General features: G+C 70.0%; 19 protein-coding genes and 1 tRNA gene. 7 read left to right on the top strand and 13 right to left on the bottom strand.

Annotation, left to right across the window (positions count from 1 at the left end; all coding sequences use genetic code 11):
* The first annotated feature begins 42 nt into the window (after positions 1-42).
* Complete coding sequence (locus tag ACZ5MC_RS13940; protein WP_306601104.1) at positions 43-1,719, top strand: aspartate:alanine exchanger family transporter; 1,677 nt, start codon at positions 43-45, stop codon at positions 1,717-1,719.
* A 54-nt stretch (positions 1,720-1,773) separates the two neighbouring features.
* Here ACZ5MC_RS13940 and ACZ5MC_RS13935 read toward each other — a convergent pair whose 3' ends face one another.
* The 6 genes from ACZ5MC_RS13935 to ruvA form a co-directional block, all read right to left on the bottom strand.
* Positions 1,774-2,871, bottom strand: coding sequence for an A/G-specific adenine glycosylase (locus ACZ5MC_RS13935; protein WP_464516078.1), 1,098 nt, complete (start codon positions 2,869-2,871; stop codon positions 1,774-1,776).
* Between the two features lie 46 nt (positions 2,872-2,917).
* A tRNA-Leu gene (locus ACZ5MC_RS13930) sits at positions 2,918-3,003 on the bottom strand.
* A gap of 41 nt (positions 3,004-3,044) precedes the next feature.
* A complete protein-coding gene (gene secG / locus ACZ5MC_RS13925; protein WP_306601099.1) occupies positions 3,045-3,383 on the bottom strand; it encodes a preprotein translocase subunit SecG in 339 nt (112 codons plus the stop codon).
* 24 nt (positions 3,384-3,407) lie between these two features.
* Positions 3,408-4,940 (bottom strand): tetratricopeptide repeat protein, encoded by a 1,533-nt coding sequence (locus ACZ5MC_RS13920; RefSeq protein WP_306601098.1) that lies wholly within the window; start codon positions 4,938-4,940, stop codon positions 3,408-3,410.
* Positions 4,941-4,958: 18 nt separating this feature from the next.
* Positions 4,959-5,897, bottom strand: a complete 939-nt coding sequence (locus tag ACZ5MC_RS13915) for an NAD(P)-dependent oxidoreductase (RefSeq protein WP_306601097.1) — start codon at positions 5,895-5,897, stop codon at positions 4,959-4,961.
* A complete protein-coding gene (ruvA, locus tag ACZ5MC_RS13910) occupies positions 5,894-6,484 on the bottom strand; it encodes a Holliday junction branch migration protein RuvA (RefSeq protein ID WP_464516077.1) in 591 nt (196 codons plus the stop codon). Before ruvA ends, ACZ5MC_RS13915 begins: the two co-directional genes overlap by 4 nt.
* A gap of 48 nt (positions 6,485-6,532) precedes the next feature.
* Between ruvA and purD the strand changes: the two genes are divergently transcribed.
* The 5 genes from purD to ACZ5MC_RS13885 all read left to right on the top strand — a co-directional run bounded on the left by purD (position 6,533) and on the right by ACZ5MC_RS13885 (position 10,681).
* A complete protein-coding gene (gene purD / locus ACZ5MC_RS13905; protein WP_464516076.1) occupies positions 6,533-7,843 on the top strand; it encodes a phosphoribosylamine--glycine ligase in 1,311 nt (436 codons plus the stop codon).
* A 9-nt stretch (positions 7,844-7,852) separates the two neighbouring features.
* The gene (locus ACZ5MC_RS13900; RefSeq protein ID WP_306601093.1) at positions 7,853-8,347 is read left to right on the top strand and encodes an SRPBCC family protein; all 495 of its coding nucleotides are present in this window, start codon (positions 7,853-7,855) and stop codon (positions 8,345-8,347) included.
* 11 nt (positions 8,348-8,358) lie between these two features.
* Positions 8,359-9,318 carry an isoaspartyl peptidase/L-asparaginase family protein gene (locus ACZ5MC_RS13895; RefSeq protein ID WP_464516075.1) on the top strand — a complete coding sequence of 320 codons (960 nt, stop codon included), beginning with the start codon at positions 8,359-8,361 and terminating at the stop codon, positions 9,316-9,318.
* Between the two features lie 77 nt (positions 9,319-9,395).
* The gene (locus ACZ5MC_RS13890) at positions 9,396-9,983 is read left to right on the top strand and encodes a GNAT family N-acetyltransferase (RefSeq protein WP_306601091.1); all 588 of its coding nucleotides are present in this window, start codon (positions 9,396-9,398) and stop codon (positions 9,981-9,983) included.
* A 26-nt stretch (positions 9,984-10,009) separates the two neighbouring features.
* Positions 10,010-10,681, top strand: coding sequence for a DJ-1/PfpI family protein (locus ACZ5MC_RS13885; RefSeq protein ID WP_306601090.1), 672 nt, complete (start codon positions 10,010-10,012; stop codon positions 10,679-10,681).
* On the opposite strand, the gene ACZ5MC_RS13880 is transcribed toward ACZ5MC_RS13885, so the two are convergent.
* On the bottom strand, positions 10,678-12,021 hold the full coding sequence (locus ACZ5MC_RS13880; RefSeq protein WP_464516074.1) for an alpha/beta fold hydrolase: 1,344 nt from the start codon (positions 12,019-12,021) through the stop codon (positions 10,678-10,680). The two genes, ACZ5MC_RS13885 and ACZ5MC_RS13880, sit on opposite strands and share 4 nt — an antisense overlap.
* A gap of 239 nt (positions 12,022-12,260) precedes the next feature.
* Between ACZ5MC_RS13880 and ACZ5MC_RS13875 the strand changes: the two genes are divergently transcribed.
* Entirely contained in the window at positions 12,261-13,223 is a 963-nt protein-coding gene (locus tag ACZ5MC_RS13875) for a helix-turn-helix transcriptional regulator (RefSeq protein WP_464516073.1), read from the top strand.
* Here the strand turns inward: ACZ5MC_RS13875 and ACZ5MC_RS13870 are convergent.
* From ACZ5MC_RS13870 to ACZ5MC_RS13845, 6 genes are all read right to left on the bottom strand, one after another.
* The gene (locus tag ACZ5MC_RS13870) at positions 13,207-14,610 is read right to left on the bottom strand and encodes an efflux transporter outer membrane subunit (protein WP_306601086.1); all 1,404 of its coding nucleotides are present in this window, start codon (positions 14,608-14,610) and stop codon (positions 13,207-13,209) included. The two genes, ACZ5MC_RS13875 and ACZ5MC_RS13870, sit on opposite strands and share 17 nt — an antisense overlap.
* Positions 14,607-17,759: an efflux RND transporter permease subunit gene (locus ACZ5MC_RS13865; protein ID WP_464516072.1), complete on the bottom strand. Its 3,153-nt coding sequence runs from the start codon at positions 17,757-17,759 to the stop codon at positions 14,607-14,609. The genes ACZ5MC_RS13870 and ACZ5MC_RS13865 overlap by 4 nt, the downstream gene beginning before the upstream one ends.
* 3 nt (positions 17,760-17,762) lie before the next feature.
* Positions 17,763-18,842, bottom strand: a complete 1,080-nt coding sequence (locus tag ACZ5MC_RS13860; RefSeq protein WP_464516071.1) for an efflux RND transporter periplasmic adaptor subunit — start codon at positions 18,840-18,842, stop codon at positions 17,763-17,765.
* An 87-nt stretch (positions 18,843-18,929) separates the two neighbouring features.
* The gene (locus tag ACZ5MC_RS13855; RefSeq protein WP_306601083.1) at positions 18,930-19,157 is read right to left on the bottom strand and encodes a MoaD/ThiS family protein; all 228 of its coding nucleotides are present in this window, start codon (positions 19,155-19,157) and stop codon (positions 18,930-18,932) included.
* The gene (locus tag ACZ5MC_RS13850; RefSeq protein WP_464516070.1) at positions 19,154-23,230 is read right to left on the bottom strand and encodes a translocation/assembly module TamB domain-containing protein; all 4,077 of its coding nucleotides are present in this window, start codon (positions 23,228-23,230) and stop codon (positions 19,154-19,156) included. Before ACZ5MC_RS13850 ends, ACZ5MC_RS13855 begins: the two co-directional genes overlap by 4 nt.
* The gene (locus ACZ5MC_RS13845) at positions 23,227-24,180 is read right to left on the bottom strand and encodes a serine/threonine protein kinase (protein ID WP_306602282.1); all 954 of its coding nucleotides are present in this window, start codon (positions 24,178-24,180) and stop codon (positions 23,227-23,229) included. Before ACZ5MC_RS13845 ends, ACZ5MC_RS13850 begins: the two co-directional genes overlap by 4 nt.
* Positions 24,181-24,540 lie beyond the last annotated feature (360 nt).

The following is a 24,540-nucleotide window of genomic DNA, read 5'->3' as shown; positions in this document are numbered from 1 at the left end:
CCTCCCTTCCACGGCGTCCACCCGGACCCCGCAGGAGTAGCCATGGCCTTCCTGACCCATCTGCTCGCCCACAACCCCCTGCTGATGCTCTTCGCGGTGGTGGCCCTGGGCTATCCCATCTCCAAGCTGCGGGTGGCCGGGGCCTCCTTCGGCATCGCCAGCATCCTCTTCGCGGGCATCGCCCTGGGCGCCGTGGTGGTCACCCCCGGCCTCGACCCCCTCGTGAAGAAGGACCTTTCCCGGGAGATGAAGCTGATCTACGAGCTGGGCCTGGCCATCTTCGTCTACGCCATGGGCCTGGCCATCGCCCACAGCTTCTGGGCTTCCTTCAGCAAGGAGGGCCTCAAGAGGAACGCCGTGGTGGCCGTGGTCATGGTCTTCAGCACCGCGGTGGTGGTGGTCCTGGCGAAGGTCCTCCGCTTCGACAGCCGCTACGCCGCGGGCCTCCTGGCGGGCTCCTTCACCAACATGCCCGCCCTCGCGGGCGTCATCGAGGCCCTCAAGCGCACCACCTCCGACGCCCTGGTCATCGCGCAGCCCACCGTGGCCAGCGCCATCGCCTACCCCATCGGCGTCCTGGTGCCTATGCTCAGCATTCCGCTGAGCAGGCGGATCTTCAAGGTGGACCTGGAGCGGGAGGCCGCGGCCCTCCACGGCTCCAGCTCCGGCTCCAGCCACCTGAAGGCCCGCACCATCGAGGTGGAGGCCCGGGCCGCGGGCCGGACCCACGTGGACCTGCGCGAGCAGGCCAACTGCAAGGTGGTGTTCAACCGCCTCAAGCGGGGCGGGGACTTCATCATGGCCCCCCTGGACGTGGCCCTGGAGGCGGGCGATCTGCTCGTCGTGGTGGGCACGCCCGAGGATGTGGAGCGGGCGCAGGCCTTCCTGGGCCGCAAGTCGGACATCGCGCTCCAGCACGACATCAGCGAGTACGACTCCACCCGCGTCTTCGTGAGCAATCACGACCTCATCGGCCGCCCCCTGAGGGACCTGCAGCTGCCCGAGAAGCACAACTGCATGGTCAGCCGCCTCCGCCGCGGCGACGTGTGGTTCGTGCCCGACGCCGACACGGTGCTGGAACTGGGCGACCGCATCCGCGTGGCCACGGCCCGGGACAACATCGCCGCCGTGGAGGAGCTCTTCGGCGACAGCTACCGCGAACTCTCCGAAGCCAGCTTCCTCACCTTCGCCATGGGCCTCGCCCTGGGCCTGGCCGTGGGCCAGATTCCCTTCCCCCTGGGCCACGGCATCATCTTCAAGCTGGGCTTCGCCGGCGGCCCCCTGGTGGTGGGCCTCGTCCTGGGCCGCTTCCACAAGCTGGGCCAGTTCGTGTGGAACATTCCCTACAGCGCCAACCACACCATCCGCCAGTTCGGCCTGGTGCTGTTCGCCGCCGGCATCGGCGTGATCTCCGGGGAGGGCTTCCGGCAGATCCTCTCCAGGAACATCAGCTGGCTGCCCATCTTCCTGCTCGCGGCCCTGGTGGTGGCCACCCTCGCCGACACCCTGGCCTACTGGCTCGGCCACAAGGTGTTCCGCATCCCCCTGAGCCTCCTCTTCGGCATCGTGGCCGGAACCCACACGCAGCCCGTGGTGCTGGGCTACGCCACCCAGCAGTCGAAGAACGACCTGCCCAACGTCGGCTTCGCGGCGGTGTACCCGCTGGCGACGATCCTGAAGATCGTGCTGGCGCAGGCGCTGCTGGCGATGACGCTCTGAAGGCAACCTTTTTTCGCCAAGGCAGCCGAGGAGCCGAGGCTCGCCGAGAAAGGATCAGCTTCCTGCGAGGATCTCCCGCAGGGCGTTCAGACCGGCTGCGGTGAGGGGGGCTCCCGGCGCGTCGACGGCATCGCGCAGCCTCTGGTCACGCCGGCCCATCGGCAGATCGGACAGGCGATCCGCCCGGACCCACTCCAGGCCCGGCGGCGCGGCTTCGGAGGCCACGCGCGCCACGATGGGGCGCACGGTCTCGCGCCGGTGCGAGTACACCTGGATCCACCCGGCCGGTTCCCTCCCCTCGATCCCGTAGGCTGCGGCCGGTTCCGCCGCGCCCTGGAACGCCGGGACGGCCCCGGCCGACGGCCAGCTCCAGAGCCCCGCCAGGAGCCCCTTGGCGCCCGGGGGACGAAGGAGCCAGCCCGGGCCCGACGCGATGGCGGCGAGATGGATCTCGACCTCCGTGACCTTCGTGCGGGGCTGCGCGGGGGGGATGCGGTCCTGGATGCCCAGGACGCGGGCCGCGCAGGCCCCCTGGAGGGGGCAGGACGCGCAGCGCGGGGCCGGGGTGCACACGGTCGCCCCCAGCTCCATCACGGCCTGGGTGAGCCGCGAGGGGCCGTGGGCGGCCAGGGCCGGGGCCAGCCAGTCCCGCAGGGCTCCTGCGTGGCGGCGGGGGTCGTCCTCCAGGGCCAGCACCCGCGCCGCCACCCGGAAGGCGTTGCCGTCCAGGGCGGGGGTGGGCAGCTGGAAGGCCTGGGCCGCCACGGCGGCCGCGGTGTAGGGGCCCAGGCCCGGAAGATCCAGGAGGCCTTCCAGGGTGCGGGGGAATCCGCCTTCGGCGATGGCCCGGGCCGCGCCCTGGAGGCTTCGGGCCCGGCGGTAGTACCCCAGGCCCGCCCACAGCCCGTGGATCTCGTCCTCGGTCCCCGCCGCCAGGGATGCGGCGTCCGGGAACCTCCCCATCCACCGCAGGAAGTACGGGATCACCGTGGCCACCTGGGTCTGCTGCAGCATGATCTCCGAGACCAGCACGGCGTAGGGGTCGGGATGGGGTGCGTCCAGGTCCCCGGCCCGCCAGGGCATGGGCCGGCGCACCGCGTCGAACCAGGGTGCGAGGGGAGCCAGGAGCGTGGCGGCGTCGGCGAAGGGCATCCCCCAGCATAAAAAAAAAGCGCTCCGGGGGGAGCGCTTAATTTACTGGTGCCCGCGAGCGGACTCGAACCGCTACGGCTTGTGGCCACCACCCCCTCAAGATGGCGTGTCTACCAATTTCACCACGCGGGCAGAACACTAAGGATGCCACGGGTTGCGGCACCCGTCAATCCTCACTTTTTGGCGGGCGCCGCCGGAAGCGCGGGCACGGGAATCGCGGGCGCGGGCTTGACGGGCGCGGTCTTCACGGCCGCGGCGCGGTCCAGGACGGACCGGTTCGCCTTGACGATGAGGACTTCGATCACCAGGGAGGTGACCATGAATCCCGCCGCGAGGTAGTACGTGAACTTGGCGAGGAAGGGCGCCGCGCCCCGGGCTCCGAAGGCGGAATTCGCGCCGCCGCCGCCGAAGGTGGCACCCAGCCCGCCGCCCTTGGATCCGGGCTGGAGCAGGATGACTCCGATGAGCAGAAGGCTCACGATCACGTGCAAGGTCAACAGCAATCCGTTCATGGGTACTCCGAACCCCCAAGCTTATCAGGAACCGAGGGCCGGGTCACGCTCAAGCCATCGCCGGATGGTGTCTTCCGCGACCCCCAGCTTGACCAGGTGTTCCGTTGCCATCTTCAAGCTCTGGCCCTCGTCCCTGCAGATGAGGAGCCGGCGCTTCCAGGCCTCCATGGCGCGGCTGTGCAGGTCGGTCTCGCCGGCCTGCATGCGCTTCTCCAGCAGGAAGCCCAGGTTGTTGGCGGCCTTGCGGTGCATGGGGTCGAGGCCCAGGGCGTGCTCGTAGGCCTCCGTGGCGTCCTTGGCCCTGCCTGCCACTTCCAGGGCGACGCCGCGGGCGTTCCACACGTCGGGGTCCTCGGGGGCCAGTTCCATGGCCAGGCGCACCATGGAGAGCTGGTCCTCGGGGCGCTGGAGGTTCCGGTAGCATTCCGACAGGCCCAGGTAGGCGCTGTATTCGCCGGGGTCCGCCTCCAGGGCGGACAGGAAGAGCCCCTCGGCCTCCTGGGGCAGGCCCAGGTGCAGGTGCGCGTAGCCGGTCTGGACCAGCAGGTCGGCGGCGCCGGGGCGCCGGGCCAGGGCCTCCTGGTAGCAGCGCAGGGCCTCCTCCCAGTGGCATTCCGACCGGGCCATGTCGCCCAGGGCCGCCCAGGGGTCGGCGGCCTCGGGGTCCGTCTCGGTGGCCAGGGAGAAGTAGCAGGTGGCCCCCTCCGTGTCCCCCAGGTCCCGCCGGATCTCGCCCAGCATGGCGTAGGCCTCGGAGAGCACCTCGGTGGGGGCGGTCATGGACGTGAGCTGGTGCAGTTCGCCCTGGGCCAGCTCCATGTGGCCCTGCTCGGAGAAGAGCTCGGCCAGGATGAAGTAGCTGGCGGGTTCCCTGGGCTGGATGCAGCGGGCCCGGTGGATGCACCGCAGGCCCTCCTCCAGCTCGCCCCGCTTGAGGAGCAGCTCGCCCAGGCTGTGCCAGCCCCAGAAGTAGTCGGGATCGTGCTCCAGGGCGGCCATGAACTGGACCTCGGCGGACTTGGAATCCCCCAGGTCCATGCAGGTGATGCCCAGGAGGCGAAGGGAACGGGGGTCCCGGGGCTGGAGGCTGAGGGCCTTCAGGAGCCAGGTCTTGGCCTCCTGGGGGTTCTCCCGCTGGATGCACAGCAGGCCCATGAGCTCCAGGGCCTTGGGGTCGGCGCCGTTGGCCGAGAGGGCCTGGCGCAGGAGCTTCTCGGCCTCGTCGGAGCGCTGCTGCAGGATCCGCACGAAGCCCATGTTGCGCAGCACGGCCGCGTCCTGGGGATGCTCGGCGCGGATGCTGGCCAACTGGGAGTGGAGCTCCTCCAGGTCCTCGAGCGTGCCGTGGTCGCCCTGGGCCATGATGCGCTCGAACCACAGGTCACCGTCGCCCCGGTCGAGGGCCAGCGCCTTGTCGAGGACCGCCTGGGCCTCCTCGTGGAGGCTGCGCCCGTTGAGGGCGCGGCCATAGGTCAGGCTTCCGGCAAGGGACTTGCCGTCGGCCTGTCGCAGTTCGTGGATTTCAGGGTCCAGCAGCCGGAGCCATTGACGGGGCATAGAGAACCTCCAGCAGAATCACCCAAGCTTACCCTCCAGGGTCTCGGCGATGCCATCGCAAAGAACCCGGGACATGGCCTCCCGTGTGTCCAGGGTGGCACTTCCCAGATGTGGTAGGAGGACCGCGCGGGGAGCCTTCAGCCATGCGGGATTAATATTCGGTTCATCCTCGTACACATCCATGCCGACCCCGCCCAGGAACCCCTGGTGGAGCATCTGGATGGCGGCGTCCTCGTCCAGGATGCCGCCCCGGGCCGTGTTGATGATGAAGGCCCCCTTGGGCAGGAGCTGCAGGATGGGGCGGGTGAGCAGCCCCCGGGTGTCGGCCGTGAGGGGGCAGTGGATGCTCAGGACCGAGGCCCGGGGCAGGAGGTCCGAGAGCGGAAGGCGCCGGGCGATGCCCGCGCCGAAGTCCACAGGGGTCCCCTTGCTCTCGCGGTCCCAGAACACGGGCTTCATGCCCAGGGCGAAGACCCTGCGGGCGAAGGCCTTGCCCACGGGCCCGGTGCCCAGGATGGCGCAGACCTTCCCGGCCACCCCCGTTCCCAGGACCTGGTCCATGGCCCAGCCCTTCCAGGTGCCGGAACGGACCAGGGCCTCGCCGTCCTTGAGCCGCCGGGTCAGGGCCAGGAGCAGAGCCAGGGCCAGGTCGGCGGTGGGGTCCGCGAGGACGCCCGCGGTATTCACGATGGCGATGCCCCGGCGGGCGCAGGCCTCCACGGGAAGGTGGCTCACGCCCGCCGAGCAGGTACCGATGACCTTCAGCTTGGGGGCGTAGTCCAGGTCGGCCTCCGACAGGGCCTCGGTGAGCAGCACCACCAGGGCCTCGGCGTTGGCCAGGCTCATCTTCCAGGCGATGGAGCGGAAGGGGGCGATGGACAGCTCCGGAAACCTCGCGCCCAGGCCCTGGAGGGACGGACCCGCCAGCGCCGAGGTGGAGAGGATCCGGACGCTCATCGCTGGAGTCCCTTGAGGGCGAGGCGCAGGGCTTCGGGCAGGGGGGGGCGGTCCGCGGCGAGGCCCTTGACGATGGGGAGGACGGCGTCCTCCCGGAACCCGAGGTTCGTGAGGGCCGAAGCCAGGTCGGCCTCCCAGGCGTCCCGGGGGGCTCCGCCCCCGGCCAGCCCGTCCAGCCCTCCCATGCCGCCCAGCTTCTCCGACAGCTCGAAGCAGAGCTTCTCGGCGGTCTTCTTGCCGACGCCCGGGATGCGGGTGAGGGCCTTGACGTCCCGGGCCCGGATGGCCTGCACCAGGTCCGCCAGGGGCAGGGCCCCCAGGGCCGCCAGGGCGAGCTTGGGGCCCACGCCGTCCACCTTGACCAGCAGGCGGTACAGCTGCTTCTCCTCCCTGGTGGCGAAGCCGAGGAGGCTCAGGTCGTTCTCCCGGAGCAGGGTCTCCACGTGGAGGATGGCCTCCTGGCCCTCCTCCGGCAGCAGGCCGAAGGTGCCCAGGGAAATGGAGCAGAGGTAGCCGACGCCCCCGCATTCCACCATGGCGGAGTTGAGGCTCTTATGGATAAGCAGGCCGCGCAGTCGTCCGATCATGCACCTAGGATAGCCCAGTCGAAGTAGGATTCTTGAAAGGGGTGAAGTATGAAGATCCTGCTCATCGGCTCCGGCGGCCGGGAACATGCCATGGCCATGAAGCTGAAGTCCGGTCCTGATCCCGTGGAGCTCTACGCCGCGCCGGGCAGCGATGCCCTGGCCGGGCTCGGCACCTGCCTCCCCTTCGCGGTGGAGGACGTCTCCGGCATCGCCGCCTGGTGCGCCCTCAACCGCCCCGGGCTGGTGGTGGTGGGACCGGAAGTCCCGCTGGTGGCGGGGCTGGCCGATGCGGTGCGCGGGGAGGGCGTGCCCGTCTTCGGCCATGACGCGGCCACCGCGCGCCTGGAGGGGAGCAAGGCCTTCGCCAAGGACTTCATGGTCCGCCACGGCATCCCCTGCGCGGCGAGCATGACGTTCACGGCCCTGGAACCCGCCGAGGCGGCCATCCGCGCGTGGAGCCTGGGCCTGCCCATCGTCCTGAAGGCCGACGGCCTCGCCGCGGGCAAGGGCGTGGTGCTGGCCGGGAGCCGCGAGGAGGCCCTGGCCACCGTGCGCGCCTTCATGGCCGGCCAGTTCGGCGAGGCCTCGCGCAAGGTCGTGCTGGAAGCGCCGCTGGTGGGCATGGAACTCTCCCTCCACGTGCTGGTGGACGTGGACGCCGATCACGCCGCCTACGCCGTCCTCCCCCCCTGCCAGGACCACAAGCGCATCTTCGACGGGGACCAGGGCCCCAACACCGGCGGCATGGGCGCCTTCGGACCCATCCCCTTCCTCTCCCAAGCCGACCTGGAGCGGCTGCGCCGGGACCTGGTGGAACCCACCGTGGCCGGCCTGCGCAAGGACGGCCTGCGGGCCCGGGGCGTGCTCTTCCTGGGCGTCATGTGGACAGCCCGGGGACCCGAGCTCCTGGAATACAACGTCCGCTTCGGCGACCCCGAGACCCAGGTGCTCATGGAACTCCTCGACGAGGACCTCGCGTCCCTCCTGCTGGAGGTGGCCGAGGGCCGCCTGCGCCGCGATTCCGTGAAGCTCCGCCCCGGCTGCGCCATCGCCGTGGTCCTGGCCGCCGGCGGCTACCCCGAGGGCGCCGAGAAGGACGTCCCCATCGCCCTGGGCGCCCCCGGGGGCGTCAAGGTGGTCCACGCCGGCACCCGGAAGACCCAGGAGGGCTGGGTGACCAGCGGCGGGCGCGTGCTGAACCTGGTGACGACCGCCGCCGACCTGGAGGCCGCACGGGCCAAGGTGGAGGGGGCCGTGGCCGACGTGCACTGGCCCGGCATGCAGAGGCGGCGCGACATCGGGCTGCGGGCGCTGAACCACGCGGCGGCGGGGCGGACGGTGGCGGATCCATTCCTGTAGACTGGCACCATGCTGCGCGCCCTCCTCCCCGCCTTCACCCTCATCCTCCACCTTGCCGCCGCCGACGTCTCCCCCCTGGTCGTCGAGGGGATCATCGAAGCACCGGTGTCCGAGGTGTGGAAGGTCTTCTCCACCCCCGAAGGCTACAAGCTCCTGGGCCCGGCCCAGTGCGACATGGACTTCCGCGTGGGCGGCCTCATCCGCTCCTGCTACAGCGCCACCGCCACCCTGGGCGACCCGTCCACGATCCAGAACCGCATCCTCTCCTTCGAGCCGGGGCGCATGGTCTCGTTCCGCATCGACCGGCCCCCGCAGGGCTTCCCGTTCCCGAACGCCTGGCAGGGGGTGTGGACCGTGGCGACCCTCACCGACCTGGGCGGGCGCACCGGGCTGCGGCTGGCCATGATGGGCTACGCCGCCGACGAGGAGTCCCAGCGCATGCGGGAGTTCTTCAAGTCCGGCAACGCCTGGACGCTCAAGAAGCTCCAGCAGCATTTCAAGTAGGCGGAGGTCCCATGGTGCGATCAACCTTCCTTTTCCTGGCCGCGGTCTGCGCGCTGGCCCAGGCCCCGTTCGGACTCGCCATCCACGGCGGCGCGGGCAACGTCACCACGGCGCGCATCGGGCCCGAGGCGGAGAAGGCGTACCGCGCCGGGCTCGAAAAGGCCCTGGCGGCGGGCTACGCCGTCCTGGACAAGGGCGGCCCGGCCCTGGACGCGGTGGAGGCCGCGGTGCGGTCCATGGAGGAGAACCCCCTCTTCAACGCCGGCGTGGGGGCCACCATCACCCGGGACGGGACCCACGAGCTGGACGCGGCGATCATGGACGGGCGGACCCTCCGGGCCGGCTCCGTGGCCGGCATCCGGCACGTGAAGAGCCCCGTGGGCCTGGCCCGCCTCGTCATGGAGAAGACCCCCCACGTGATGATGATCGGCGAAGGCGCCGAGGCCTTCGGCAGGGCCCAGGGCCTGGAGCTGGTGCCCAACGCCTATTTCCGGACCGCCCACCAGTGGGAGTCCTTCCGCAGCCTGAAGGAGCGCGAGAAGGCCAGGCCCACCACCAAGGACACCGTGGGCGCCGTGGCGCTGGACCGGCACGGCAACCTGGCCTCGGCCACCTCCACGGGAGGCATGCTGGACAAGCTCCCCGGCCGCGTGGGCGACGCCCCCCTCATCGGGGTGGGCACCTACGCCGACAACCGCACCTGCGCCGTGTCCTGCACCGGCTGGGGCGAGTTCTTCATCCGCACGGTGGTCGCCTACGACATCTCCGCGCGCATGGCCTACCAGGGCGCGCCCCTGGAGAAGGCCGCCGCCGCGGCCCTGGACGCAGCCCTCAAGCTGGGCGGCGGGGGCGGCCTCATCGCCATGGACGCGGCGGGCCGCGTCACGCAGCCCTTCAACACCCCGGGCATGTTCCGGGCCGTCAGGATGAGCGACGGCAGGACCTCGGTGGCCCTTTTCGGAAATCAATAATTGTAAAAACCAGATATTATCCACAAATAAAATCGGAATCACCCAGGTCATAATGGAGGCCTCCGCGAGGAAGTCCCATGCCCGGCCCGTCCCGTTCCCGATCCCGTCCCAGTCCCGCCAGCGCGGTCATCCGGGAGATGTCCCTGGCGGACCTCCCCGCCGTCTTCGCCCTGGGGGAGCGCCTGTTCCCCGCCGACAAGTGGCCGGCGCTCTACCGCACCTGGGACGAGTACGAGCTGGCCGTGCACTTCGCCTCCGACGGCGAGACCTGCCTGGTGGCGGAACTGGAGGGCGCCGTGGTGGGCTTCGCCCTGGGCACGGTCCTGGAGAAGCGCGGGAGCGCCTGGAGCTACGGCTACCTGCTGTGGCTGGGCGTGGACGAGGACATCGCCCGCAAGGGCATCGCGGCGCGGCTCCTCGAACGCATCACGGAAGTCTTCATCAAGCTGGGCGCCCGCATGATCATGGTGGACACCGACGCCGAGAACGAGGCCGCCCTGGGCTTCTTCCGGAAGCAGGGCTTCGGCCAGGAGACGCCCCACGTCTTCCTGTCCCGCAACCTCACCTACGACCCGGACTACATCCGCCACCGCGACGGCCCTCCCCCGAAGCGCCGCAAGCCGGCCCCGGCGAGCAGGCCGAACTACGCGCCAGGCAAAGGGTAGATACTGGATCCCGGAAGGGGTTCGCCATGGACCGCAGGCTTGTCGGCATCCTGATCTTCAACGACGTCGAGGTCCTGGACTTCTGCGGTCCCTTCGAGGTCCTGTCCGTGACGCGCCTGGACGAGGCCCGCCGGCGCGAGGAACCCTCGCCCTTCGAGGTGGTGCTGGTGGCCGGGACGCCGGAGGCCGTCACCACGTCCGGGGGCATGCGGGTGATCCCCGCGGCCACCTTCGCGGACTGCCCGCCCCTGGACATCCTTCTGGTTCCGGGCGGCATGGGGACCCGCAGGGAGATGCTGAACGAGCCGCTCCTGGCCTTCGTCCGCGCCCAGGCGGAGCGGTGCGCCCTGGTGGCCTCGGTGTGCACCGGGGCCCTGGTGCTGGGCAAGGCGGGGCTGCTGGCGGGGCTGCGGGCCACGACCCACTGGCGCTCCCTCGGGCTGATGCGGGAGCTCTTTGCGGACGTCGCGGTGGACGAGGCCTCGAATGTGGTCGACGAGGGCCGGGTGATGACCTCGGCGGGGATCGCCGCGGGCATCGACCTTGCGCTGCGCATCGTGCAGCGCTTCCACGGCGAGGCCGTGGCTCGCGCCACGGCCCGCCACATGGAATATCCGTTCCCCGACGGGAACGGGCGCCGGAACTGGACATCATGTATTGGCCCCTCATCGGATGCGGGGCCAATCCATGATGTCTAGAATCCCGTGAACGTGGCCGTCTCCCAGGTGGTCTCCGTCGTGGGATAGAGCGTGAGGGTCGCGCCGCCCAGCGCCGCGGAGGCGGTGGCCGGGGTGAGGTTGCCCTTGATGAAGGTGTCGAGGAGGCGCACCACCTCCAGGGGGTGGGCGACGGGGAACCCGTGGTCGTAGCCCTGGTTGGCGTCGATCATGACCGCGCTGCAGGTGGCGCCGGCATGCTTGAGGTCGTACTTCGTGGTCGCGGTGTAGTTGTCGTAGATCACCTGGTCGCCCCGCCAGTTCGCGAAATCCGTGACGGCCTTGACCAGCAGCGTCTTCTTCCCGGTGAGGAGGGTGCCCAGGCGCCCGTCGCCGGGGATCGTGACGGTGGTGCCGTCGGCGTTGGCCGCGGTGTTGACGACGTTCAGGGGTGAGACGTTGAACTTGTGGCTGAAGTACAGCGACTCGGGCATGTACTGGATGGTGAGGCCGTCTAGCAGGGCGTTGGTGTAGTTCAGGTCGGTGGTGAACGTGGTGTCGGTCACGGCCCCGGGCGTGAAGGCCTTGGTGATGTCGTACTTGAGGATGTCCTCGAAGACCACCAGGTTCCAGGTGGCCTGGATGTTGGCGAAGGTGCGCTGGTCGCCCTGCCAGGAGCGCTGCTGGAAGCCGGCCCCGACCATGCCGGCGGTGTCGTTGGTGACGGTGACCCAGTCGCCGGCCGCCCAGACCTTGCCGGTGGAATCCGTTCCGGCCTGGCCCGCGTTGAAGCTGACCCGCACGCCGCGCGTGCCGATGCCCGTGAGGCTGACGACGTTGGCGTAGCGGGCCGGGTTGGCGATCACCATCTCCAGGGCGACGCCGAAGCCCATGGAATAGCCCACCAGCGTCACGCCGGAGGCGGGGAAGCCCGTGAGCTGGCCCATGGCCTTCTCGAAGTCCAGGGCGAAATCCCGGAGGCCGGTGATCTTCCTGTTGTAGCTGGAGTGGCCGCTGCCGCGGTAGTCGAACGTGTACACCGTGTAGGCGTCGTTCAGGTCCATGTTCGACCTGAAGTGGTCCAGCATGCCCTCGAAGATGGCGCCCGAGGTGTTGTTGCCGGGCACCAGCACGATGGTCTGGGGGCCGTGCCCGACCTTGCGCACGTAGATGCTCTCCTGGGGATCCGCGGGCAGGACGCCGGCCACGACCACCGCGCCCTCGCCGATGGTCCCGATGTTGGTGCCGTTGGTCCCGTTGGTTCCGTTGGTGCCGTTGGTGCCGCTGGCGCCGGTCGGTCCCATGGGCCCGTCCGACCCCTTGCACCCTGGCAGGAGCAGGGCCAGGGTCAGGGCCAAACAACCGAAAATTCTTATATTCATGGTGTCCTCCTGGATGCGTGGCCGGCAGGCCCCGGGCCTGCCACGGATGGCCTGGAATGAGAGGGGATCTGGAGCCTTGGACGAAGTATGGAGCCCGGTGGAAAGCGACGTAATAATGCAAATGTACTATTTGCTGCTAATTTGGCCCCCTGCTAGATTCATTCAGGATTTCACGGGGAAATGAATGTGCGTTGCCGGCCTCGCCCCCGCGGGCCGGGCTGCTTTGTTCCGGGTAGGCCATGGATGCCTTCGTCGCCGATTTGACACGCCTGTACCGCCTGGCCTCGTCGGCGCCCGCCGACGAGTTCCCGCGGCGGGCGCTGGACCTTCTCCGCGACTGGATCGAGTTCGACGGCGCCGTGTTCGGCTTCGGCGAGCCCGCCTCGGGCGAGATCCGCATGGACGGCGTCTGCGTCTACAACCGCGACCAGGCCCTTCTCCCGAGGTACGCCGAGCTGTCCCGCTTCGATCCCGTGACGCGGCATTTCGTGAACAGGCCGGGCGTCATCCAGAACGTGGACACCCAGGACCGGTACCGGGGCAAGGAGAACCAGCCGCTGGCTGCGTATTCGAAGGCGTACGACCTCCGCCACCTCCTCCTCGTGGGCGATGACCAGCCCGACCACCGCCGGCTGCGCTGGGTGGTCCTCTACCGGGGCATCCGCAAGGCCTTCGACGGGTGCGAGGAGCTGCGCATGGCCGCGGCCTGGCGGCACCTCGCCTGCGCCCTGGACCTGAACCGGGCCCGGGTGCTGGATCTGCACGCGCCGCCGGATGGGCGCCGCAGCCTGGCGCTGGTCTCGCGCGGCGGCGTCCTCGAGATCGCCGACCGGGCCTTCATGGGCCTGGCGCGCCGGGAGTGGCGCGACCTCTCCGACACCCGCCTGCCCCCCGCGGCCCTGAAGTCCCTGCGGGAGGGCGGGCCCTACCTGGGCCGGCAGGTGGAGCTCCACTTCTCCGGCCGGGGCGAGCAGGTCGTATGCGAGGCCCGGGAGCGCGGCGCCGTGGCCAGCCTGAGCGCCCGCGAAGCCGAGGTGGCCCGGCTCTACGCCACCGGCCGGAGCTACCGGGAGATCGCGGGGCAGCTGGGCAGCTCCCCCAACACCGTGCGGGTGCAGCTCGCGCGGGTGTACCAGAAGCTCGACATCAACGACAAGGCCATGCTCGCCGCGGCCCTGGGCGGCGTCAGGGACCCGGCTTGACGGCCCCGGGATCCGCGAGGTTCCACCCGCCTCCCAGCGCCTTGTAGAGCTGCACCATCGTCAGGAGCCGCGCGAGCCGCGCCTGGGAGAGGGCGTTCTCCGCGGGGAAGAGCTGCTGCTGGGCGTCCAGGACCTCCAGGTAGTTGGAAAGGCCGGCGGTGTAGCGGAGGTTGGCCAGGGCCACGGCGGACTTCAGGGCCTCCACGGCGCCTGCCAGCTCCTTCTCGGCCTCGGCGTGCTTGGCGTAGGCCACCAGGGCCGTGGACACCTCGCCGAAGGCTCCGGCCACGGCGGCCTGCCAGCGCACCCGGGCCTGCTCCCACTGGGCCACCGCCGCGTCCTTCTGGCGCTGGAGGCGGAAACCCTGGAGGACGGGGCCGGTCAGGGACGCGCCCACCGCCCACTCCTTGCCGGGGCCGGAGAGCTGGCCCAGTTCCGGGGCCACGCCCCCCAGGAGGCCCGTGAGGCTGAAGACCGGGAACTGGCTGGCCTTGGCCACGCCCACGGCCGCGTTGGCGGCCACCAGGCGCTGTTCGGCCTCCCGGAGATCGGGGCGGCGCTCCAGGAGCGTCGAGGGCAGGCCCGCGGGGATGGCGGGGGGCAGGGGCTGCAGGGCCAGGTCCGCGCCGCGGGGGATGGGCCCGGGGTTGCGGCCCAGCAGGAGGCACAGGAGGTTCTCCTGCGCCTGGATCTGCCGTTCCAGGCCGGGGATGGAGGCCGCGGCCGAGGCCTGGGCGGCCCGGGCCCGGGCGGTCTCCAGGGCCGACGCGGCGCCGCCCGCGAGGCGGCGGCTGAAGAGGTCGTAGGTCTCCCCGAAGGCCGCGGTGGTGGACCGGGCGATCTCCAGGCGGTGGTCCAGCTCGCGCAGCTCGAAATAGGCCGAGGCGGTCGTCGCGAGGGTGGCGAGGTACACGCCCCGGCGGGCGTCCTGGGCCCCCAGGTACCCGGCCAGGCCGGCTTCGTTCAGGCGGCGCACCCGGCCCCAGAGATCCAGCTCCCACGAGGCGCCCGCGTGCACGTCGTAGCCCTGGCCCATGTCGTGGCCGCTTACCGAGTAGGTGGACTGCCGGCCCCGGTTGAAGGAGGCCCCGGGCACGATGGCGGGGAGCCATCCGGCCCGCTCGATGCCCAGGCGCGCGCGGTACTCCTCCACGCGCCAGGTGGCGGTGCGGGCGTCGAAATTGCTCTTCAGGGCCTCGGCGACCAGATCCTTGAGGGTGGGGTCGCCGAAGACGTCCCACCAGGGCTGGTCGGCCAGGGACGCGGCCTCGGCCTGGGCCTGGCCCCGGAAGGCGGCGGGGGGCTGGGCCTCGGGGCGGCGGTAGTTGGGACCCATGGCGCAGCCGGCCAGGAACAGCGCGGCGAGGGGCAGCAGGCGGCGGCTCATGGGGCCTCCTCGTCCTCGTCATGGTTGACGCGGGGGTTGAGGCCCTTCTTGCGGGTGGCCAGGCGTTCCACCACGACGAAGAGCACCGGGATGATGAAGACCGCGATGAGGGTGGCCGCCAGCATGCCGACGATCACCACCGTGCCCAGGATGCGCCGGGACACCGCGCCCGAGCCGGAGGCGGTCCACAGCGGGACGCAGCCCAGGATGAAGGCGAACGACGTCATCAGGATGGGCCGCAGGCGGAGCCGGGCGCCCTCCAGGGCGGCGTCCACGAGGTCGCGGCCCTTCTCCAGCTCGTCCTTGGCGAACTCCACGATGAGGATGGCGTTCTTGGCTGAGAGGCCGATGAGCATCACCAGTCCGATCTGGGCGAACACGCCGAAGTCGTACTTGCGGGCCCAGAGCCCGAAGAAGGCCCCGAAGATGGCGATGGGCACCGACAGCAGGACCGAGAAGGGCAGGGACCAGCTCTCGTAGAGGGCCGCCAGGATCAGGAACACGAACACCAGGGACAGGGCGAACACCAGGCCCGTGGTGCCCTCGGCCTTCTTCTCCTGGTAGGAGAGGTCGGCCCAGTCGTAGCTCATGTCCCGGGGCAGGGTCTCCTTCGCCACCTGCTCCAGGGCCGTCATGGCCTGGCCGGAGCTGTAGCCCGGCGCCGCCGAGCCCAGCACCTGGGCGCTGCGCATGAGGTTGAAGCGGTTCGTGTACTCGGGGCCCTGGATCTTCCGGGTGGTGACCAGGGCGCTCAGGGGCACCATGGTGCCGTCCCCGGCCCGCACGTGGAAGCGCGCGATGTCCTCGACCCCCCGGCGCTCCTGGCCCTCGGCCTGGAGGTAGACCCGCCACTGGCGGCCGAAGCGGTTGAACTGGTTCACGTAGAGCCCGCCCAGGTAGGCCTGGAGGGTCTGGTACACGTCGGCCACGGCCACGCCCTGCTTGAGGGCCTTGTCCCGGTCCACCTCGGCAAATATCTGCGGGGCGGCGGTGGAATACTGGGAATTGACCCCGGTGAGCTCGGGCCGCTTGCGGGCCGCGGCCAGGAAGGCCTTGAGGTTGCGGTCCAGGTAGTCGGGGTCGCCGCCGCTGCGGTCCTGCAGCCAGAGCGAGAAGCCGTTGGAGACGCCCAGGCCCGGGATGGCCGAGGGGAGGAAGCCGAAGACGTTGGCCTCGGGCACCTCCTTGGCCAGCCTGCCGTTGAGGCGCTTGAGGATCTCCCCGGCCTCCATGTGCTGGCCCTTGCGGTCGTCCCAGGGCTGGAGGGTGACGAAGGCGAAGCCGTTGTAGGGCGCCGACACCCGGGCCAGGAGGCTGAACCCGATGATGTTGCTGATGTAGCGCACCCCTTCGGTCTCCAGGACGATCTTCTCCACCTTGCGGCCCACGGCGTCGGTGCGCTGGAGGCTGGCGCCGGCGGGCAGCTGGTAGTTCACGAAGAAGTAGCCGCTGTCCTCGGTGGGAACGAAGCCCGACGGCAGGCCCTTGCCCAGCCCGAAGTCCATGGCCGCGAACACGGCCAGCACCACCAGGGGGATGGCCCCCTTGCGGATGAGGCGGTGGGAGAAGTTCACGTAGCCGTTGGTGGCCGAGTGGAACTGGTCGTTGAAGGCCTCGAAGAACTTCGCGAAGCGCCCCTTCATCTGCTCCCGGGGCCGAAGGATCAGGGCGCAGAGGGCCGGCGACAGGGACAGCGCGTTGAAGGCCGAGATGAGCACGGAAATGGCGATGGTCACCGCGAACTGCTTGTTGAGCCGGCCCTGGATGCCGCCCAGGAAGGCCACGGGGATGAACACGCTCGAGAGCACCAGGGCGATGCCCACCACGGGGCCCGCCACTTCCTTCATGGCCTGGACCGTGGCCTCGCGGGGCTTCATGCCCTGCTCGATATGGTGCTCCACCGCCTCCACCACCACGATGGCGTCGTCCACCACCAGGCCGATGGCCAGCACCAGGCCGAACAGCGACAGGGTGTTGATGGAAAATCCCAGCATCGGGAACACCGCGAAGGTGCCGATGAGGCTCACGGGCACGGCGATCATGGGGATGAGGGTGGCGCGCCAGTTCTGCAGGAAGAGGTAGACCACCAGCATGACCAGGATCATGGCCTCGCCCAGGGTCCAGACGATCTCCTTGATGCCCTCCTTCACCGGCAGGGTGGTGTCCACCGACGTGGTGAACTGCAGGTCCGCGGGGAAGCGGGCCTGGAGGTTGCGCATCTCCTTCTTGACGGCGTTGCCCACCTCCAGGGCGTTGGAGCCCGGGGTCTGGTAGACGGCCACGATGCAGCTGGGCTGGCCGTTGAAGCGCCCGACCTGCTTGTACGACATGGCGCCCAGTTCCACCCGGGCCACGTCGCCCACCCGCACCACCGACCCGTCGGGGTTGGCCCGCACGACGACCTGCGTGAACTCCTCGGGCGCCAGGAGGCGGCCCTGGGCGCGCACGGTGTAGGTCATCTCCTGGCCCGCGGGCATGGGCTCGCCTCCGAGCTGGCCGGAGGGGTTGACGGTGTTCTGCTGGGCCAGGGCCCGGTTGACCTCGGCGACCGTGATGCCCAGCTTGGCCATGAGGTCGGGCTTGACCCACACCCGCATGGCGTAGTCGCCCGCGCCGAAGATGTTGATCTGCCCCACGCCGGGCACCCGGTACAGGGGGTCCACCAGGTTGATGGTGGCGTAGTTGCTGAGGAAGAGCGCGCTGTAGGTGCCCTTGGGGGAGTACAGGGCCATGAGCAGCAGGGCGGTGCCCGTGGACTTGCGGATGGTCATGCCGCTCTGGTTCACCTCCGCGGGGAGGAAGGGCTGGGCCTGGGCCACGCGGTTCTGGGTGTTGACCTGGTCCTGGTTGACGTCCGTGCCCACGTCGAAGGTCACAAGCTCGCTCATGGTGCCGTCGTTCGCGTTGGTGGACTGCATGTACAGCATGTTGTCCACGCCGTTCATCTGCTGTTCCAGGGGCGCGGCCACGGCCTGCTCGATGGTGACGGCGTCGGCGCCGGTGTAGTTGGTGGACACCTGGATCTGGGGCGGGACGATCTCGGGGAACTGGGACACGGGCAGCCCGCGCATGCAGACCAGCCCCGCGATGAGGGTGATCACCGCGATGACCATGGCGACGATGGGGCGCTTGATGAAGAATTCGGGCACGGGCTACTTTCCGGGCAGGGGCGTCACCAGCTGGCCGCTCGCGACCTTCTGGGTTCCCTCCACCACCACCCGTTCACCGGGGTTGAGGCCCTTCTCGATGACGACCAGCGGGCCCGCCTTGGCCCCGGTCTGCACCACGCGGATTTCGACCTTGTTGTCCCTGCCCACCACGGCGACCTGCGACGTGCCCTGCAGGTCCCAGATGGCCCGCTGGGGCACCAGGAGCGCGTTGCGGGCCAGGCCCACCGCCGCCCGCACCCTGCCGTACTGTCCGGGCCGCAGGAGCCCGTCGGGGTTGGGGAAGGTGCCGGCCACCAGGATGGTGCCGGTGCGGGGGTCGATGCCCCGGTCGGCCAGCAGCGGGTCGCCGCGCCTGGGGTAGACGGTGCCGTCGGACAGCACCAGCTCGAGGCTGCCCTTGCCGCCGCCCCTGGCCCAGTCCCGGGCCCAGTCGCGGTAGTCCTGTTCCGTGGCGCTGAAGAACACCTTGATCGGGTTGAGGGTGGACACGGTGGTCATCACCCTCGTCCCGTTCACGAGGTCGCCCATCTGCACCTTGGCGATGCCGGCGACGCCGTCGATGGGCGAGCTCACGCGCGTCCATTCGACGTTGAGCGAAGCCTTGTCCAGGGCCGCCTGGGAGGCGTCCACCGCGGCCTGGGCCTGCCGCAGGGACGACAGCGCGTTGTCGAGCTCCTGCTGGGAGATGGCCTTCTGCGCGGCCAGGGGCGTGAAGCGGTCCACGTCAAGGCGGGCCTTGTCCCGGGCCGCCTTGTCCCGGGCCAGCGCCGCCCGCGCCTGGTCCGACGCGGCCTTGAAGGCCCTCGGGTCGATCTCGAAGAGCGTCTGGCCGCGGTGCACGGCGGCACCCTCGCGGTAGACCTGGCGGAGGACGTAGCCCTCCACCTGGGGCCGGATCTCGGCGTTCACGAAGCCGTCCAGGCTGGCGATCCATTCGCGCACCAGCGGCACGTCCTGCTGGGTCACGGTGGCCACCCCCACCTGGGCGGGGGCCGTGGGCTTGCCGGAATGCGTGCAGCCCGCGACGAGGAGGGCCAGGATCAGGGGGGGAAGCATCTTCATCGGGTATCCCGTCGTCCGCTAAGGAGTTGAACCTCCATAGTATTGCGAGGGCTCACGAATTGAAGCAAAAACAGCGGGGGGTGGCCTTCAGCCTCCGCTCACCGGCGGGAAGAGCGCCACCTCGTCGCCGTCCGCCAGGACCGCGGATCGTTCCGCGAAGGTCCGGTTCACCGCGAAGAGTCCGTCCGCGGGCAGGTCCGCCAGGGCCGGATCGGCCAGGAGGGCCTCCAGCGTGGGGGGGGAGGGCAGGGGAAAGTCCCTGGACTGGAATCCGAGGCGCTCACGGTACCGTGCGAATGCTTGTACGTGGATCATTTGGGTGTCCATGTGTAGCGGATTTCCCCCGAGGGCTGCACGCCCTGGACGGTGGTGTCCCCGGGGGTCTGGGAGGAACCGGTGATCTGGCGCGCGCCCAGGGTGAGGACCAGGTTCCCGAAGCGCCACTCCACGTTGCCGCTGACGGTGCTCTGGGTGCCTTCCTGCTTGTAGCTGTAGATCAGGGGCGTGCGGTGGCCGAAGATGTCGAAGCTCTTCTCCAGGGTCAGGCTCAGGTTGGGACCGCCCAGGAGGGAGAAGTTCACCCGGTCCAGGGTGAGGGTCTTGCGCAGGCGCTCGAGGGTGTTGGCCAGCATGAGGGAGGAGAGCAGGCCCGCGCCCTGGCTCAGGATGCCGGTGTTCATGGAGGACTGGGTGGAGGAGGCCCCCAGCGATCCCCCCACCTTGCTCACGGCGGCCGGGTCCACCAGGATGGTCAGGATCTCGTCGGGCCGCAGGGCGGGGGTGGAACTGGGGTGCACGCTGATGGCGTCCAGCGTGCCGTTGATGTCGAGGGTCACCAGGTAGGGGTCCACCTCGATGCGGCCGTGGAGGTCCACCACGGGATTGATCACCGCGGGATCGGTGAACTCCACCGAGCCCCGCTCCAGGACCAGGTCGCCGGCGGCCACGAGGTTGGTGAGGCGGCCCCCGGGCAGGAGGTCCATGCGGCCCTTGAGGCCGGGGTGGGCCAGGGTGCCCATGATCTTGAAGCTCCCCGCGGGGCGGCCCTGGAGCTTGAGGTAGTTGGTGTCGAATTCCCAGGGGCGCGCCATGAACAGGTCCAGGTCCAGGTCGATGCGGGCCAGGGGGTCGGAGGGGTCCAGGGAGGTGAGGAGGCCTGAGCCGCCCGTGGTGGTGGCCAGCAGGATGTCCGTGATGTTGAAGTCGGTCTGGTAGAGCATGTTCTTGGCGCGGATGGTGCCCTTCAGGAGGCCGCCGTCCCTGTCGTTGCCCCGGAGGGTTCCGTTGAAGCCGCCCTGGATCTCGAAGCCCTCCGGCATGTCCCGGAGCTGGAAGTTGTCCAGGGTCGCTCCGAAGTCGTAGTCGGTGAGGCCCCGGAAGCCCCAGGTGAGCCGGCCCCAGGCGGTCAGGGCGCCCTGGGCCATGATCCCCTTCAGGGGCGCGTCCTGGGGAATGGTGATGTCCCGGCCGTGGAAGAAGGCCGCGAAGTCCACGTTCTCGATGCTCTGGGGGTAGGAGCGCGCGGAGAGCCTGCCGCCGTGCAGGTCGAGGCGGCCCTCCAGGGCCGGTTCCGCGGGCTTGCCCAGCAGGTCGAGCTTGAACGTGGCGCTGCCCTCGGGCTTCAGGTCGGCCATGAGGCTGTACGGGCCGGGGTTCAGGGTGTGGTCGAGGATCGCCTTCAGGTTGGAGAGCTCCGCGGCCCCCTCCAGCCGGAGGTCCAGCTTGCCTTCGGGGCTGAAGGGAAGCCAGCCCCCGAGGCTCATGGTGGTGGTGGCCAGCTGGGGCTTGCCTTGGACGGCGGCGGTGCGGCCCTGGACCTGCAACGACATGTCCATGCCGGTGAGGTCGCCCTTGAAGGTGCCCGGGCGGCTCTGGACCAGTTCGAAGCCCTGGAAGCTGCCCAGGAAGTTCCGGAGCTCGCCCTGCCACCGGATCCCCGAGGCGGTCCAGTCGCCGCGGCCGTGGTAGTCGAGGCTGACGTCCCTGAGGAAGCCCTCCGTAAGCCGGGAAGCGACCGGGCCCGTCTCGGCGGAATCGGGCCCCAGGTGCACGCGGAGGTCCCCCGACAACGTTCCCTTTCCCACCTGCTCCCCTTCGAAGGTCACCAGGGGAACGGTCCTGCCCGCCATGAGGAGATGGGCGCCCAGGTGCCCGTCCCGGAAGGCCAGCCCCGCCTGGAAGCCCTCCAGGGAACGTCCCTCCATGGACAGCCGGCCCTGGCTGAGGGTGAAGGATCCTTCGGGCGCCTGGGAGGGCCCCAGGGGCGCCGTGAGGGGGCCGGAGAGGCCGCCTTCGATCCGGCCCTGGACCAGGGGACCCTTCAGGCCCAGGACGCCGGTGTCCACGTCGCCCTTCACGTCCACGGTCCAGCGCTCCCGGTGGGCGTCCATGTCCATGGAGCCCCTCAGGTTCAGGGGGCCCGGGGCGCCTTCGAGGTGGTCGAGGCTGTCGGCGACCCGCACGTCGGTGGTGCGCAGGCGGAGGGCGTTGATGTCCATGTCGAAGGAGGCGGAGGCCGCGGGCACCTTCATCCCGTAGACCACGCCCTGTTCTGCGACGGCCTGGCCTTCCATGACGATGCGGTTCAGCGGCCCGTGAAGGCGAGCCCAGCCGCTGCCGATGCCGGTGATGGGCAGGTCGCCCTGGTCCCCTGCGCGCAGGCCCTCCTCCACCGGGAGCCGGAAGGCGCGGAAGCACATGTCGATGCCCTCGGCGTCGGGGGCGCCCTTGGCCCAGCTGATCCAGATGTCGCCGTAGCCGTGGCCCTCGCCCTTCTCCAGCTCGATGCCGGTGATGCGGATCTCGGTATCCGACAGCGTCACGTCGGCGGCGATGCGGTCGGCGTGGGCGCCGTGCCAGCGGGGGGCGTCCACCTCCACCCGGCCGTCGAGGTGGATCCCGCCGCGGGGGTCCCACTGGAAGGTGGCGCGGGCGTTGGCGGGGCCGGACATGTCGAGCTCGGTGACCTTCCAGGCGGTGAGGGCCTGGGCAACGTCGGCGGCGTCGGTGCGCACCTCGCCTTCGGCCTCGATCCGCGCCAGGCCCCGGCGGTGGAGGACGGCCGTGGCACTGCCCCGGAACCCGGCCCCGGGCAGCTGGAGGTCCAGCGAGGTGGCCCGGAACGCGCCGTGGGCGAGGGCGAGCTCCATCGTCCCCACCTGCTGGCCGTCCTTGGTGAACTGCCCGCTGCCCGTGAAGGCCAGCTTCTCCAGGTCGGGCGCCACCCAGGGCGGCGTGGCCATGGAGGCCGTGCCCCGGAAGCGCGCGGAAAGGCCTTTGAGGAGATCGGACCGGGCATAGGCGGCCGCGGGAGCCAGGGAGACGCCTTCGGCGGCCAGTTCCAGGGTGGTGCCGCCCTGGCGGGTCCAGGAGCCCTCGCCCGAGAGCTTCCCGTCGGCCGAGTCCCAGGCGATGCGCTCCACGCGGATGCGCCCCGGATTGCCGGAGGCGTTGACGTGGAGCGTGCCGGGGTGGAGGGGCGTGCTCCTGGCCTGGAGCTGGCGCCCTTCCACCGACAGGGTCCAGACGGGGGTGGTGGCCGGACCCTGGACCTTGGCCTTGAAGTCCAGGAAACCGGCGGCGTGGGCGGGTTTTCCGGGCAGGAAGCGCAGGGCCTCGCCCAGGTTGAGCCCGCCCGAGGCCTCGGCCTTCACGGCCTGGGTCTTGAACTCGTACGAGCCCAGCACCGCCAGGGAGCTGTCCCCCAGGTGCGCGCGCACGTTGACGGTGTCGATCCCCTTGTCGGTGAGCCGGAACTTGAGGGAGGCGTCGCCCAGGGCGCGGTCCGGGTCCTCCCCGAACTCGGCCCGCGGGATGCGCACGTCGAGCCACTCCTGCCGGGGCAGGCGGCCCCGCCCGTCCACCTTGAAGGTGAAGACGCCGCCGCGGATGCCCCAGGCGGGCTCGTCCACCTGGGCCAGGCCGTCCAGGATCTCCACGCGGTCGATGCGCCACGTGGGGCTTTCGGCCTTGGGGTCGGTTTCGCGCAGGCGGATGGCCGAAAGGCGCGCGGCATCCACCACGAGCCTCGGGCTCTGGAGGAGGATCCGCTTGAAGTGGTGGGTGCGCAGGAACGTGTAGAGGTCGATCTCCACCTCCAGGAGCGGGGCCTGGAACAGGTCGCCCCCGAAGGAGAAGTTGTGGAGCACGATCCGGCCCTGGAAGGGGTGGATCTCCAGCCGCTCCGCGGCGAACCCCAGCCCGGTCTCCTTGCGCAGGTAGGCGTCGGCCTTTCCCACGATCCAGGCGTCCACGTAGGCCTGCTGCACGGCCCAGCCCATGAGCCCCGCCAGGGCCGCGCCCGAGGCCAGCACGTAGGTCAGCCGGCGCACCCACCTGCGGGACCAGGTCCGTTTCAGCAGGGATGGGGGGGCTTCCTCGTTGGTCAATTCTTCTCGCCGCAGGCAGGGCAGGTCACTGCAGTCCTTGACAGGGGTTTATAGCAGAACCTGCAGAGCCGCGCATGGGTCACCACCGGGCTGCGCGGGGCATGGCCGGGCGTGTTGAGGTGCGCGGCCAGCACCGCGGTGCCCAGCGGACGGGTCTCCCGGGCCACCCCCTCGCGCAGCGGCCGGAGGGCCTCGAGGAATTTCTGGGCCGACAGGTAGCGCTCGCCCAGGTTGATGGCCAGGGCCTTCATCACGGCCTCGCTGAGGGCCTTGGGCACCGCCGGGTTGCGCAGGTGGGGCGGGACGATGGGCGTGCTCTGGAAGGCCTGCGCGATCTTCACCGGGTCCGCGTCATAGAAGGGCACCGTGCCCGTGAGCATCTCGTAGATGGTGATGCCCAGGCTCCAGAGGTCGCTCTGGAACACCGCGCGCCCCCGGAAGTGCTCCGGAGACATGTAGGGCGGCGACCCGATGCGGGTGCGGGCGAACTCCTCCTTCTGCAGCTCCAGGATCCGGCTGGTGCCGAAGTCCGTGACCTTGGCGACCCCGTCCCGGGTGATCAGGATATTGGCCGGCCGAAGGTCCCGGTGGATCACCTGGTGCGCGTGGGCAAAGCCGATGGCCGAGCAGACGTCGGTGGCGATCTCCAGGGCCCGGGAGGGCAGGATGGTTCGTTCCCGGCGGATGACCTTGTCCAGGCTTTCGCCGTCGATGTACTCCATGACCATGAAGAACAGCCCGTCCTTCTTCTCCGCCGTGATCAGGTCGACGATGTTGGGATGCTTGAGCTGCACCATGATCTGCGATTCCAGAAGCATGTTCTGGTCGTCGGTCTGGTGATGGGGCACCTTCAGGGCGACCTTGCGATTCAGGAGCCTATCCTGAGCAAGGTAAACAGTTCCAAATCCGCCTGCGCCCAGGCGGTCGAGAATCTGGTATTTCCCCAGCATCTGGTCTTTGGACAGCACGTTTTTGCCTCTGGAATGAGCGTCATGTAGGTCGACCGGGAAGTCAACTGGTCACTTTGGCCGGGACCGGAGGACGGGGCCGGAGGGTCCGCCGGGCCGCTGGCCCTCCTTCACGGGAACGTCGTCCCGACGAAGGCGCCGGTTCCTCAAGCGCTTGTTTCGCCGGGGATGAAGGGGCTGGACGGGGATGATTCCACCGGGGCTTGGGCGCCCTGGCGGAACCGGGTCGGAGCCCGCTCCTCCGGCGATCCCATCCCTGTCCATCCCCGGCAGCCAAGACCATTCGAGCCGCGGCGCCCCTGAAAACGGAAGCGGGGAACACATGCCTGCGCATGCATTCCC

It is taken from the genome of Mesoterricola sp. JemC181, from assembly GCF_055384585.1.
This window is presented reverse-complemented; position numbering and strand designations above follow the sequence as displayed.

Bases quoted from the DNA above. Each gene is read 5' to 3' on its own strand.
- ACZ5MC_RS13940 (WP_306601104.1), top strand. From the start codon at position 43: ATGGCCTTCCTGACCCATCTGCTCGCCCACAACCCCCTGCTGATGCTC.
- ACZ5MC_RS13935 (WP_464516078.1), bottom strand. From the start codon at position 2,871: ATGCCCTTCGCCGACGCCGCCACGCTCCTGGCTCCCCTCGCACCCTGG.
- secG (WP_306601099.1), bottom strand. From the start codon at position 3,383: ATGAACGGATTGCTGTTGACCTTGCACGTGATCGTGAGCCTTCTGCTC.
- ACZ5MC_RS13920 (WP_306601098.1), bottom strand. From the start codon at position 4,940: ATGCCCCGTCAATGGCTCCGGCTGCTGGACCCTGAAATCCACGAACTG.
- ACZ5MC_RS13915 (WP_306601097.1), bottom strand. From the start codon at position 5,897: ATGAGCGTCCGGATCCTCTCCACCTCGGCGCTGGCGGGTCCGTCCCTC.
- ruvA (WP_464516077.1), bottom strand. From the start codon at position 6,484: ATGATCGGACGACTGCGCGGCCTGCTTATCCATAAGAGCCTCAACTCC.
- purD (WP_464516076.1), top strand. From the start codon at position 6,533: ATGAAGATCCTGCTCATCGGCTCCGGCGGCCGGGAACATGCCATGGCC.
- ACZ5MC_RS13900 (WP_306601093.1), top strand. From the start codon at position 7,853: ATGCTGCGCGCCCTCCTCCCCGCCTTCACCCTCATCCTCCACCTTGCC.
- ACZ5MC_RS13895 (WP_464516075.1), top strand. From the start codon at position 8,359: ATGGTGCGATCAACCTTCCTTTTCCTGGCCGCGGTCTGCGCGCTGGCC.
- ACZ5MC_RS13890 (WP_306601091.1), top strand. From the start codon at position 9,396: ATGCCCGGCCCGTCCCGTTCCCGATCCCGTCCCAGTCCCGCCAGCGCG.
- ACZ5MC_RS13885 (WP_306601090.1), top strand. From the start codon at position 10,010: ATGGACCGCAGGCTTGTCGGCATCCTGATCTTCAACGACGTCGAGGTC.
- ACZ5MC_RS13880 (WP_464516074.1), bottom strand. From the start codon at position 12,021: ATGAATATAAGAATTTTCGGTTGTTTGGCCCTGACCCTGGCCCTGCTC.
- ACZ5MC_RS13875 (WP_464516073.1), top strand. From the start codon at position 12,261: ATGGATGCCTTCGTCGCCGATTTGACACGCCTGTACCGCCTGGCCTCG.
- ACZ5MC_RS13870 (WP_306601086.1), bottom strand. From the start codon at position 14,610: ATGAGCCGCCGCCTGCTGCCCCTCGCCGCGCTGTTCCTGGCCGGCTGC.
- ACZ5MC_RS13860 (WP_464516071.1), bottom strand. From the start codon at position 18,842: ATGAAGATGCTTCCCCCCCTGATCCTGGCCCTCCTCGTCGCGGGCTGC.
- ACZ5MC_RS13855 (WP_306601083.1), bottom strand. From the start codon at position 19,157: ATGATCCACGTACAAGCATTCGCACGGTACCGTGAGCGCCTCGGATTC.
- ACZ5MC_RS13845 (WP_306602282.1), bottom strand. From the start codon at position 24,180: ATGCTGGGGAAATACCAGATTCTCGACCGCCTGGGCGCAGGCGGATTT.